We start from the raw sequence: 12,349 nt of genomic DNA, 5'->3' as shown, positions 1-12,349 counted from the left end.
TGATATGTATAGCTAGCTGTGAATGGAGTACGTGATCTGTGTAAAGGTGCAATGCGAGATGGTTATAGGATTGTTCATAGGCTACTTATGAAAGTAGTACACTTGACTGCTTAACCTTATCTCTATATCTATATACCTTATTATAGAGTTTTTGGATCACTTTCTTCAAACCAATAGAAGGGCAAGGATCGTTATCCCATCCTGGGTTCAGAGAATGTGCTAATCTGTCGAATACAGGTTGGAAACAAGACACCGTAGATGAAGATATCATGATATCAAAAGGTTGATTAAAAATGCTTGCTAAATAAATCACTACGTGATATATTATTTCTTGTCGCTTCAAACGAATGATTGTCATAATCATTTGAAAGATGACGAAAACAAAGTGTTGACAGTAAGTTAGTTAACATGATATGATAAGATTCCTGTCCGGTTGACAAACATCAACATAAACGGACATACAAGTTCCTTGAAAACTGAACAAATGGATAGTAACTTTTGATTCACAATGAATCGTCAGATTCAAAATGAGCTTATCGCTCTTTTCAATACTTTATTGGAGAGTTTGATCCTGGCTCAGGACGAACGCTGGCGGCATGCCTAATACATGCAAGTCGAGCGGACTTGAAGAGAAGCTTGCTTCTCGGATAGTTAGCGGCGGACGGGTGAGTAACACGTAGGCAACCTGCCCTCAAGTTTGGGACAACTACCGGAAACGGTAGCTAATACCGAATAATTGTTTTCTTCGCCTGAAGGAAACTGGAAAGACGGAGCAATCTGTCACTTGGGGATGGGCCTGCGGCGCATTAGCTAGTTGGTGAGGTAACGGCTCACCAAGGCGACGATGCGTAGCCGACCTGAGAGGGTGATCGGCCACACTGGGACTGAGACACGGCCCAGACTCCTACGGGAGGCAGCAGTAGGGAATCTTCCGCAATGGGCGAAAGCCTGACGGAGCAATGCCGCGTGAGTGATGAAGGTTTTCGGATCGTAAAGCTCTGTTGCCAGGGAAGAACGCTTGGGAGAGTAACTGCTCTCAAGGTGACGGTACCTGAGAAGAAAGCCCCGGCTAACTACGTGCCAGCAGCCGCGGTAATACGTAGGGGGCAAGCGTTGTCCGGAATTATTGGGCGTAAAGCGCGCGCAGGCGGTCATTTAAGTCTGGTGTTTAATCCCGGGGCTCAACCCCGGATCGCACTGGAAACTGGGTGACTTGAGTGCAGAAGAGGAGAGTGGAATTCCACGTGTAGCGGTGAAATGCGTAGATATGTGGAGGAACACCAGTGGCGAAGGCGACTCTCTGGGCTGTAACTGACGCTGAGGCGCGAAAGCGTGGGGAGCAAACAGGATTAGATACCCTGGTAGTCCACGCCGTAAACGATGAGTGCTAGGTGTTAGGGGTTTCGATACCCTTGGTGCCGAAGTTAACACATTAAGCACTCCGCCTGGGGAGTACGGTCGCAAGACTGAAACTCAAAGGAATTGACGGGGACCCGCACAAGCAGTGGAGTATGTGGTTTAATTCGAAGCAACGCGAAGAACCTTACCAGGTCTTGACATCTGAATGACCGGTGCAGAGATGTACCTTTTCTTCGGAACATTCAAGACAGGTGGTGCATGGTTGTCGTCAGCTCGTGTCGTGAGATGTTGGGTTAAGTCCCGCAACGAGCGCAACCCTTATATTTAGTTGCCAGCATTTCGGATGGGCACTCTAGATAGACTGCCGGTGACAAACCGGAGGAAGGTGGGGATGACGTCAAATCATCATGCCCCTTATGACCTGGGCTACACACGTACTACAATGGCCGGTACAACGGGCTGCGAAATCGCGAGATGGAGCCAATCCCAACAAAGCCGGTCTCAGTTCGGATTGCAGGCTGCAACTCGCCTGCATGAAGTCGGAATTGCTAGTAATCGCGGATCAGCATGCCGCGGTGAATACGTTCCCGGGTCTTGTACACACCGCCCGTCACACCACGAGAGTTTATAACACCCGAAGTCGGTGGGGTAACCGCAAGGAGCCAGCCGCCGAAGGTGGGATAGATGATTGGGGTGAAGTCGTAACAAGGTAGCCGTATCGGAAGGTGCGGCTGGATCACCTCCTTTCTATGGAGAATCGTTTCCTGCAACGGAAACATTCAAATAAGCAGGTTCTTAAAACCTGCAATAGCAACACAGTTACTTATCCATTTGTTCAGTTTTGATGGAATTTGAGGGGCCATAGCTCAGCTGGGAGAGCGCCTGCCTTGCAAGCAGGAGGTCAGCGGTTCGATCCCGCTTGGCTCCACCAAACAATTTCATCTATTTGGCTTGTTCTTTGAAAACTAGATATCGAAACGAAACAAACGCGAATTAGAACATTCCTTTAAGCTGAACTTGTGTAAACAAGTCAAGTGTATAAAGGTAGTTAAATTGCTTTTGTGATGGTATCGGGTGAGAGCGACTTTTGGCTTTGCGCAAGCAAACCAAGGGAAGCGAGCGACCGAAACCGGAACAAAATGGTTAAGCTACTAAGAGCACACGGAGGATGCCTAGGCGCTAGGAGCCGATGAAGGACGTGGCGAACAACGAAACTGCCTCGGGGAGCTGTAAGCAAGCTTTGATCCGGGGGTGTCCGAATGGGGAAACCCAGCTGGGGTAATTTCCAGTTACACCTAACTGAATACATAGGTTAGTGTGAGGCATACCAGGGGAACTGAAACATCTAAGTACCCTGAGGAAGAGAAAACAATAGTGATTCCGTCAGTAGCGGCGAGCGAACGCGGAGAAGCCCAAACCAAAGAGCTTGCTCTTTGGGGTTGTGGGACGTCTCACATGGAGTTACAAAGGAACCGGTTAAGCGAAGAGGTCTGGAAAGGCCCGCCAAAGAAGGTAAAAGCCCTGTAGTTGAAAGTCTGTTCCCTCCGAGACGGATCCCGAGTAGTGCGGGGCACGTGAAACCCCGTATGAATCCGGCAGGACCATCTGCCAAGGCTAAATACTTCCTAGCGACCGATAGTGAAGCAGTACCGTGAGGGAAAGGTGAAAAGCACCCCGGAAGGGGAGTGAAATAGAACCTGAAACCGTGTGCTTACAAAAAGTCAGAGCCCGTTTTAGGGGTGATGGCGTGCCTTTTGTAGAATGAACCGGCGAGTTACGTTCCCGTGCAAGGTTAAGGTGAAGAGCCGGAGCCGCAGCGAAAGCGAGTCTGAATAGGGCGATTGAGTACGTGGACGTAGACCCGAAACCGGGTGATCTACCCCTGTCCAGGGTGAAGGTGCGGTAACACGCACTGGAGGCCCGAACCCACGCATGTTGAAAAATGCGGGGATGAGGTGGGGGTAGCGGAGAAATTCCAATCGAACTCGGAGATAGCTGGTTCTCCCCGAAATAGCTTTAGGGCTAGCCTCGGAAAACAGAGTCGTGGAGGTAGAGCACTGATTGGGTGCGGGGCCCGCAAGGGTTACCAAGCTCAGTCAAACTCCGAATGCCATAGACTTACTTCCGGGAGTCAGACAGTGAGTGCTAAGATCCATTGTCAAAAGGGAAACAGCCCAGACCATCAGCTAAGGTCCCCAAGTGTGTGTTAAGTGGGAAAGGATGTGGAGTTGCACAGACAACCAGGATGTTGGCTTAGAAGCAGCCACCATTGAAAGAGTGCGTAATAGCTCACTGGTCGAGTGACTCTGCGCCGAAAATGTAACGGGGCTAAACACACCACCGAAGCTATGGCTTGATGCTTTGCATCAGGGGTAGGGGAGCGTTGTATAAGGGTTGAAGGTGTACCGTAAGGAGCGCTGGACATTATACAAGTGAGAATGCCGGTATGAGTAACGAAAAGATCAGTGAGAATCTGATCCGCCGAAAGCCTAAGGGTTCCTGAGGAAGGCTCGTCCGCTCAGGGTAAGTCGGGACCTAAGGCGAGGCCGAAAGGCGTAGTCGAAGGACAACAGGTCGAAATTCCTGTACCACCGTAAGCCGTTATGAGCAATGGGGGGACGCAGTAGGGTAGTGACGCGGACTGATGGATGTCCGTCTAAGCAGTAAGGCTGATGTGTAGGCAAATCCGCACATTGTAAGGCTGAGCTGTGATGGGGAGCGAAAATTGTAGTAGCGAAGGTCATGATCTCACACTGCCAAGAAAAGCCTCTAGCCAGGTGAAGGTGCCCGTACCGCAAACCGACACAGGTAGGCGAGAAGAGTATTCTAAGGCGCGCGGAAGAACTCTCGTTAAGGAACTCGGCAAAATGACCCCGTAACTTCGGGAGAAGGGGTGCCCCGGTAGTGTGAATAGCACGAGGGGGCCGCAGTGAAAAGGCCCAAGCGACTGTTTAGCAAAAACACAGGTCTGTGCGAAGCCGTAAGGCGAAGTATACGGGCTGACGCCTGCCCGGTGCTGGAAGGTTAAGGGGAGTGGTTAGGGAGCAATCCCGAAGCTGTGAACCGAAGCCCCAGTAAACGGCGGCCGTAACTATAACGGTCCTAAGGTAGCGAAATTCCTTGTCAGGTAAATTCTGACCCGCACGAATGGCGTAACGACTTGGGCGCTGTCTCAACGAGAGATCCGGTGAAATTTTAATACCTGTGAAGATGCAGGTTACCCGCGACAAGACGGAAAGACCCCATGGAGCTTTACTGCAGCTTGATATTGAATTTGGGTACGATTTGTACAGGATAGGTGGGAGCCTTTGAAACGTGAGCGCCAGCTTGCGTGGAGGCAACGTTGGGATACCACCCTGATCGTATCTAGGTTCTAACCTGGTACCGTAATCCGGTGCGGGGACAGTGTCAGGTGGGCAGTTTGACTGGGGCGGTCGCCTCCTAAAGAGTAACGGAGGCGCCCAAAGGTTCCCTCAGAATGGTTGGAAATCATTCGAAGAGTGCAAAGGCATAAGGGAGCTTGACTGCGAGACCTACAAGTCGAGCAGGGACGAAAGTCGGGCTTAGTGATCCGGTGGTACCGCATGGAAGGGCCATCGCTCAACGGATAAAAGCTACCCTGGGGATAACAGGCTTATCTCCCCCAAGAGTCCACATCGACGGGGAGGTTTGGCACCTCGATGTCGGCTCATCGCATCCTGGGGCTGAAGTAGGTCCCAAGGGTTGGGCTGTTCGCCCATTAAAGCGGTACGCGAGCTGGGTTCAGAACGTCGTGAGACAGTTCGGTCCCTATCTGTCGTGGGCGTAGGAAATTTGAGAGGAGCTGTCCTTAGTACGAGAGGACCGGGATGGACGTACCGCTGGTGTACCAGTTGTTCCGCCAGGAGCACCGCTGGGTAGCTATGTACGGACGGGATAAACGCTGAAAGCATCTAAGCGTGAAGCCCCCCTCAAGATGAGATTTCCCAGTATGTAAGACCCCTTGAAGACGACGAGGTAGATAGGCTGGGGGTGGAAGTGCAGCAATGCATGGAGCTGACCAGTACTAATCGGTCGAGGGCTTATCCAATAGCAAGTTGTAATTCGCGTGTTTCGTTTCGAATCTAGTTTTCAGAGAATGATCTCTGAAATGAAAATTGGTACATCACAGAACGTGTGTATGATTTTCAGTTCCATATCTGATTTTAAGAAGCTATGCTTCGATAAATCGCGTTTGGTGGCGATGGCGGAGGGGTTCCACACGTACCCATCCCGAACACGACCGTTAAGCCCTCTAGCGCCGATGGTACTTGGACCGCAGGGTCCTGGGAGAGTAGGACGCCGCCAAGCGAAGAACCACTGCCGATGTTATTCGGTGGTGGTTTTTATTTGTTTATTTATGGGGATGCGAAAGCATCTCTTATTTGACTTTGTAAGAATCCTCTGACACACTCTAAGGGGTACATATATCAGATATCAGGCCATGATTTGGATTGATAATAACTCTAGCGAATGGGGTGTAGGACAACATGGAAATTAAAAAATTGACGGTAGATGATTTTGAACCGGCGATGGCACTCTCCGAATATGCTTTTCAAGTAGTAATGAGTGAGGAACAAAAAGAAAAACGGAGGAGTCAATTCTCGTCACAGGATATATGGGGTGTATATGAGGACGGGCAGCTAGGAGCCAAACTTCACATTATCCCTTTTCAAACCTATATTCATGGCAGAACGTTCGAGATGGGTGGTATTGCGGGTGTTGCCACCTGGCCAGAGTATAGACGCAAAGGCTGGGTAGCGGGTCTGCTGAAGCATGCGTTGGAAGAAATGAATCGTAACAAACAGAGCATATCATTCTTGCATCCATTCTCTTTTGGTTTCTATCGGAAGTATGGATGGGAGACGTATGTTGAATTTAAACGTTATAAAGTACCTACAGCTCATTTGCCTCTGAAAAAAGCGACACCTGGAACAATTCGGCGTGGCGATCCAGGCCTCAGCATATTAAAGGAAGTATACAGTGCTTATGCTGAGCGTTATAACGGAACTCTGGTTCGGGATGATGCAAGGTGGGAGAATTCAGTTCTTGTTAATGGGGCCAGCCAGAAGGCTGTATATTATGATGAAGCTGATGCAGCACAAGGTTATCTTTTATATGAGGTTAAGGAAAATAAATTTACCATTAAAGAGATCATCTATCTGAATGAAGAGGCTAGGCAAGGGCTGTGGACCTTCATTGCTAACCATGATTCCATGATCCAGGAAGTTACGTTGCAGGCACCTGCCAGTGATACGCTTGCCTTCCAATTGGATAACCCACGGATTCAGCAGGAGATTGTAGCTTATTTTATGGCGCGTATCGTTAGTGTAGAGCAGTTTATATCCCAGTATCCATTTGCAAGCCAGGACTCACCGGTGCAGATTGTTCTACAGGTAGAGGATACCTACGCTCCGTGGAATGAAGGGGTATGGCAATTAAACGTGGCAATGAACGGAACAGCGTCCATATGGAAAACATCGGAACCAATTAATGATGATCAGACCATTAAGGTGGATATTCAATCCCTTACCGCGGTGCTGATGGGATATCGCAGACCAATGGAAATGGCACGAATCGGAAGAATTCACGGACCGAACACAGCAATCAAAGCTTTGGAACAAGCGATTCCTGAACGGGAAACCTATTTACTCGATTTCTTCTGATGACTATTCGCATGCTCCATTTAACTTGATTGGCTTATATAGAAATACGGCGTGATTGAAAGACAAATGGACTTCTCCAGCAATTTTGGGGAGGTTTTTTTGTGTCTGGGGAATATTTCGTGTAAAATCGTAAAAAATGAATAGTGACCCCACTTGGCAAAACCACAAAATATGCTATAATGGTTATAAAGTCAAAGAAAGTCAAAGTCAACTAAAGGTTTAATACTTAAGTAGCTTTCTTTCTACAATCTGATGCATGATCGCCAATATACGGGATTCATCTCATCGGAGGATCAAGGGAATATTAAAGGACCTTCGTGCTTCCTTCGCTCTCCTGTTCACACCTGTGGAAGCAAGATTCGCTGTTTCCCTGATTGGTTAAATGGGTAGAGAAGGTGTACTCTGTGGGGGCGTGTGGGTCCTTATTGACTTAACGTTTCAGACAGTGGAGGATGATTGGATGCGTAATATCTCTGATATTATCGAACGATATCTGAAGAGTATTTTGCATGAAAGTCCCGAAGGAATGGTTGAAATTCAGCGTAATGATCTGGCAGATCAATTCTCATGTGTACCTTCCCAGATCAATTATGTCATCAGCACACGTTTTACACTCGAGAAGGGATACCTGGTAGAGAGTAAACGCGGCGGTGGTGGTTATGTTCGCATACAGCGCATTGAATTACCGGCCCAATCAGCTCTGCATAATCATTTGCACCATAGTATTGGTGAAGAGATCGGGCAGACAGCTGCCGAAGGTCTGATCTATCAATTGGAAGAAGCGCGCTTCTTGAGCAAGCGGGAAGCCGGGTTGATGCGAGCTGCTGTATCTAGAGAGGTTATATTGGTCAAACTTCCTTACCGGGATCAAATTCGTGCCAGAATGTTGAAGGCGATGTTAATATCTTTGCTCGGTAAATGAAAACTATCGGGGTCAAAGGAGGTACATCAATATGCTGTGCCAAGAATGCAATAAACGTCCGGCGACACTTCATTTTACGAAGATCGTAAATGGAGAGAAGACGGAATTCCATATTTGTGAGTCATGTGCCCGTGAAAAAGGGGAAATGATCCCTGGAACAGCAGGTGGGTTTTCCATTCACAACTTGTTGTCCGGATTGCTTGATTTTGATCCAGCCGGCAAAAGTGGGTCGGCAGGAACACCACCTGCAAAAGCACTTCAATGTGAAGAGTGTGGTATGACGTACGCACAATTTAGTAAGATAGGCCGGTTTGGCTGCAGTTCATGTTATAAATATTTTGACAGTCGTTTGGATCCTTTGTTCAAGCGGGTTCATGGTAATACGTCCCATGTAGGCAAAGTGCCTGCACGAGCTGGTGGTCGCATCAAGGTGAAACGGCAAATTGCTGATCTGAAGCGTGAGCTCCAGGAGAGCATCGCACAAGAGGAATTTGAAGAGGCGGCTCAGATCCGTGACCAGATCAGAGGACTTGAAAAAGGAATAGCTCAGGAGTAAAGTTTGTCATGAGTAGGAGGGATGCGTAATGCCTAATCTGCGCTTTACAGAGAAGGCGCTCAGCGACTGGATGCGCAGTGATGCGGCTGATTCCGAAATCGTCATTAGCAGCCGTGTCCGGATTGCACGCAACCTTCAGCATGTTCCGTTTCCGATGCTGGCTTCCAATGAGCAATCGGAAGAGGTGCTGAATAAGCTGAGCGAAGTACTTCAATACGATGACGTTCACGCCTTTGGGGATTTTCATACGTTGGATCTGATCGATATTGACGAACTCGACAAACGGGTGCTGGTGGAGAAACATCTCATCAGTCCAAGTCTTGCGAATGAATCCAGGAATGGTGCGGTTATTCTCAGTGAGGATGAGTCAGTCAGTATTATGATTAACGAAGAGGATCATCTTCGTATCCAGTGCCTCTATCCGGGGTTCCAGGTGAAAGAAGCCTGGGAGAAAGGTTCCGCAATAGATGATGCTTTTGAAGCGCACGTGGATTATGCTTTTGATGATCGCAGAGGATACTTAACCAGCTGTCCTACTAATGTAGGTACAGGTGTCAGAGCATCGGTTATGATGCACTTGCCTGCCCTGGTGATGACACAGCAAATCGGCCGTATTCTAACCGCAGTTTCCCAAGTGGGATTGACGGTAAGAGGAATATACGGTGAAGGCAGCGAGGCGATGGGTAACCTGTTCCAGATCTCGAACCAGATTACATTGGGACAGACCGAACAGGAAGTCATCGAGAACCTGCATGGTGTTGTGTTACAGATGATTGGTCATGAACGTACAGCGAGAGAACGGTTAATTACTGACTCCAGACTGCGGATTACGGATCGGGTCATGCGTTCTTATGGCATATTGTCTCATGCAGCTATTGTTGATTCCAAGGAAGCTGCACAGCGCTTATCGGATGTACGCCTTGGCGTGGATCTCGGATTATTGGATGGACTGTCCATTACTGTAATGAATGAGTTGAATGTGATGACACAGCCGGGATTTTTGCAGAAAACATTCGGGGAAGATATGCGCACAGATGAGCGTGACATCTACCGAGCTCAGTTGATTCGTGATACGATCAATGCAGCGAAGCAGTCCTAGTTTAGCCTGATATTGTATTGAATTATGGTTTCATGCCGCATTGCGGCTTTTATATAATAAGGCATGTACAAATGCCAAATGACTTTATTCGCAGCACGGCTGCAAACAAAAATGATATGAAGAATACGACGGTTATTTCATTACATGACCCTCGTTTTATCCAAAACCATGGAGGTGCAGGAGATATGATGTTTGGAAGATTTACGGAACGGGCCCAAAAGGTGCTCGCACTCGCGCAGGAAGAAGCTGTCCGTCTCGGTCATAATAACATCGGTACTGAGCATATTTTGCTCGGCCTCATTCGTGAAGGCGAAGGCATCGCAGCCAAAGCACTGATCGGCCTGGGACTCGGATTGGAAAAAATTCAGGATGAAGTAGAAACGCTGATTGGCCGTGGCCAAGAGCAACCTACCAACATTGCATATACGCCACGTGCGAAAAAAGTAATTGAACTGTCTATGGATGAAGCTCGTAAATTGGGCCATACCTATGTAGGCACAGAGCATATCCTGCTCGGATTGATTCGTGAAGGTGAGGGTGTTGCAGCACGTGTGCTCAATAACTTGGGAATTAGCCTGAACAAAGCACGTCAACAAGTGCTGCAATTGCTTGGCAGCAGTGAAGCTGTATCCAGTCATAATGGAACACCTGCCAATGTCAGCACACCAACGCTGGACAGTCTGGCACGTGACCTCACGGCTTATGCGAGAGAGAACAACCTGGACCCAGTCATTGGACGTAGTAAAGAAATTGAACGTGTCATTCAGGTGCTCAGCCGTCGTACCAAGAACAACCCGGTATTGATCGGTGAGCCAGGTGTAGGTAAAACAGCGATTGCTGAAGGCCTTGCACAAAAAATCATTGCAAATGAGATTCCGGAAACATTGCGCGACAAACGTGTAATGACCCTGGATATGGGTTCTGTAGTCGCTGGAACCAAATATCGTGGTGAGTTTGAAGATCGTCTGAAAAAAATCATGGATGAGATTCGCCAAGCAGGTAACATTGTCCTGTTTATCGACGAATTGCATACCTTGATTGGCGCAGGCGGAGCTGAAGGTGCCATCGATGCTTCTAACATTTTGAAACCGGCTCTGGCTCGTGGAGAATTGCAATGTATCGGTGCGACAACACTGGATGAATATCGTAAATACATCGAGAAGGATGCAGCGCTTGAGCGTCGTTTCCAACCGATTACTGTAGATCAGCCTTCTCCAGAAGAAGCGATTCAAATCTTGCACGGCTTGCGTGACCGTTATGAGGCGCATCACCGCGTGAAAATTACGGACGAAGCAATTGTGCAGGCGGTTAAACTGTCTGACCGTTACATTACAGACCGTTTCCTGCCGGATAAAGCGATTGACCTGATTGATGAAGCGGGTTCCAAAGTAAGATTGAACTCTTACACGATCCCACCAAACCTGAAACAACTGGAAAGCCGTCTGGAAGATATTCGTAAGGAAAAAGACGCTGCAGTTCAAAGTCAGGAGTTCGAAAAAGCAGCAGCTCTGCGTGATACGGAACAAAAAATCCGTGAAGAGCTGGATGTAACGAAGAACCAGTGGAAAGAGAAACAAGGTCGCACCGATTCCGAGGTTACTCCTGAGGATATCGCACAAGTGGTAGCCAGCTGGACAGGAATCCCTGTGAACCAACTGAAAGAAGAAGAGACACAGCGTCTGATGAATCTGGAGTCTATTCTACATGAACGTGTCATCGGTCAGGATGAGGCAGTGAAGTCTGTCAGCCGTGCGGTTCGTCGTGCTCGTGCGGGACTTAAAGATCCAAAACGTCCGATGGGTTCATTCATTTTCCTCGGCCCTACAGGGGTAGGTAAAACAGAACTTGCTCGTGCTCTGGCTGAAGCGATGTTCGGCGATGAAAATGCAGTAATCCGGATTGATATGTCCGAGTATGGTGAGAAGCACTCGACTTCCCGACTTGTCGGAGCGCCTCCAGGATATGTTGGGTACGAAGAAGGTGGCCAGCTGACAGAGAAAGTTCGTCGCAAACCATATTCCGTAGTCCTGCTCGATGAAATCGAGAAAGCACATCCAGAAGTATTCAATATCTTGTTACAAGTGCTTGAGGATGGTCGTCTGACGGATTCCAAAGGTCGCGTCGTTGACTTCCGCAATACGCTGATCATTCTAACATCCAACGTGGGTGCCGAAGCGATCAAACGTAACTCTACACTGGGCTTCACTGCAGTTGTAGATGCAGGAGCAGATTATGACAACATGAAGGGGAAAGTGATGGATGAGCTGAAGAAAAGCTTCCGTCCAGAGTTCCTTAACCGGATTGATGAAATTATCGTGTTCCATTCACTCGAAGAAAAACACATCGCTGAAATTGTTACGCTTATGAGTGAAGAACTTCGTAAACGACTGCTCGAACATGAGGTCGATTTCGAACTCACTGATAATGCCAAGTCTTTCCTTGCGAAGTCAGGCTTTGATCCAGCTTACGGTGCGCGTCCGCTTCGTCGGGCAATCCAGAAGCATATCGAGGACAAATTGTCCGAAGAGTTGCTCACAGGTAACGTAACCAAAGGGGATTCATTGCTCATCGACGAAGAGAACGGTGCACTGTCTGTTACGAAAAAAGACGTGGTCGTTCCGTCCAATGAGGAAATCGAAACTAAATAATATTTAGCAAGCTTTGGAGTTAAACTTCAGCTTGTATTGATCCATAATCCTTAATCAAATCCTTCTCGGCTTCGGCCGGGG

The 12,349-nt window shown here is 48.3% G+C and carries 5 protein-coding genes, 1 tRNA gene and 3 rRNA genes; all 9 read left to right on the top strand.

Annotation, left to right across the window (positions count from 1 at the left end; genetic code table 11):
* Nucleotides 1-553: 553 nt before the first annotated feature.
* The 9 genes from MKY44_RS25685 to MKY44_RS25645 all read left to right on the top strand — a co-directional run bounded on the left by MKY44_RS25685 (nucleotide 554) and on the right by MKY44_RS25645 (nucleotide 12,268).
* Nucleotides 554-2,106: ribosomal RNA gene (locus MKY44_RS25685) — 16S ribosomal RNA — on the top strand.
* A 108-nt stretch (nucleotides 2,107-2,214) separates the two neighbouring features.
* Nucleotides 2,215-2,290, top strand: a tRNA-Ala gene (locus tag MKY44_RS25680).
* A 210-nt stretch (nucleotides 2,291-2,500) separates the two neighbouring features.
* Nucleotides 2,501-5,428, top strand: a 23S ribosomal RNA gene (locus MKY44_RS25675).
* 143 nt (nucleotides 5,429-5,571) lie between these two features.
* Nucleotides 5,572-5,688, top strand: a 5S ribosomal RNA gene (gene rrf, locus MKY44_RS25670).
* Together the 16S, 23S and 5S rRNA genes with 1 tRNA gene alongside form the textbook arrangement of a ribosomal RNA operon.
* A gap of 179 nt (nucleotides 5,689-5,867) precedes the next feature.
* Entirely contained in the window at nucleotides 5,868-7,043 is a 1,176-nt protein-coding gene (locus MKY44_RS25665) for a GNAT family N-acetyltransferase (protein ID WP_341009110.1), read from the top strand.
* Between the two features lie 460 nt (nucleotides 7,044-7,503).
* Nucleotides 7,504-7,965, top strand: coding sequence for a CtsR family transcriptional regulator (locus MKY44_RS25660; RefSeq protein ID WP_036607135.1), 462 nt, complete (start codon nucleotides 7,504-7,506; stop codon nucleotides 7,963-7,965).
* Between the two features lie 31 nt (nucleotides 7,966-7,996).
* Nucleotides 7,997-8,521: a UvrB/UvrC motif-containing protein gene (locus MKY44_RS25655; RefSeq protein ID WP_036607138.1), complete on the top strand. Its 525-nt coding sequence runs from the start codon at nucleotides 7,997-7,999 to the stop codon at nucleotides 8,519-8,521.
* A gap of 28 nt (nucleotides 8,522-8,549) precedes the next feature.
* A complete protein-coding gene (locus MKY44_RS25650; RefSeq protein ID WP_341009108.1) occupies nucleotides 8,550-9,620 on the top strand; it encodes a protein arginine kinase in 1,071 nt (356 codons plus the stop codon).
* A gap of 185 nt (nucleotides 9,621-9,805) precedes the next feature.
* Entirely contained in the window at nucleotides 9,806-12,268 is a 2,463-nt protein-coding gene (locus MKY44_RS25645) for an ATP-dependent Clp protease ATP-binding subunit (protein WP_036607223.1), read from the top strand.
* Nucleotides 12,269-12,349: the final 81 nt, after the last annotated feature.

This window comes from Paenibacillus sp. FSL R7-0026 (genome assembly GCF_038004485.1).
GTDB classification, from domain to species: Bacteria; Bacillota; Bacilli; order Paenibacillales; family Paenibacillaceae; genus Paenibacillus; species Paenibacillus xylanexedens_A.
The sequence above is the reverse complement of the archived record's forward strand: the minus strand, read 5'-3'. Positions and strand labels throughout refer to the sequence as shown.

Excerpts from the sequence above, each read along its gene's own strand:
- MKY44_RS25665 (WP_341009110.1), top strand. The coding sequence starts at position 5,868 with ATGGAAATTAAAAAATTGACGGTAGATGATTTTGAACCGGCGATGGCA.
- MKY44_RS25660 (WP_036607135.1), top strand. The coding sequence starts at position 7,504 with ATGCGTAATATCTCTGATATTATCGAACGATATCTGAAGAGTATTTTG.
- MKY44_RS25655 (WP_036607138.1), top strand. The coding sequence starts at position 7,997 with ATGCTGTGCCAAGAATGCAATAAACGTCCGGCGACACTTCATTTTACG.
- MKY44_RS25650 (WP_341009108.1), top strand. The coding sequence starts at position 8,550 with ATGCCTAATCTGCGCTTTACAGAGAAGGCGCTCAGCGACTGGATGCGC.
- MKY44_RS25645 (WP_036607223.1), top strand. The coding sequence starts at position 9,806 with ATGATGTTTGGAAGATTTACGGAACGGGCCCAAAAGGTGCTCGCACTC.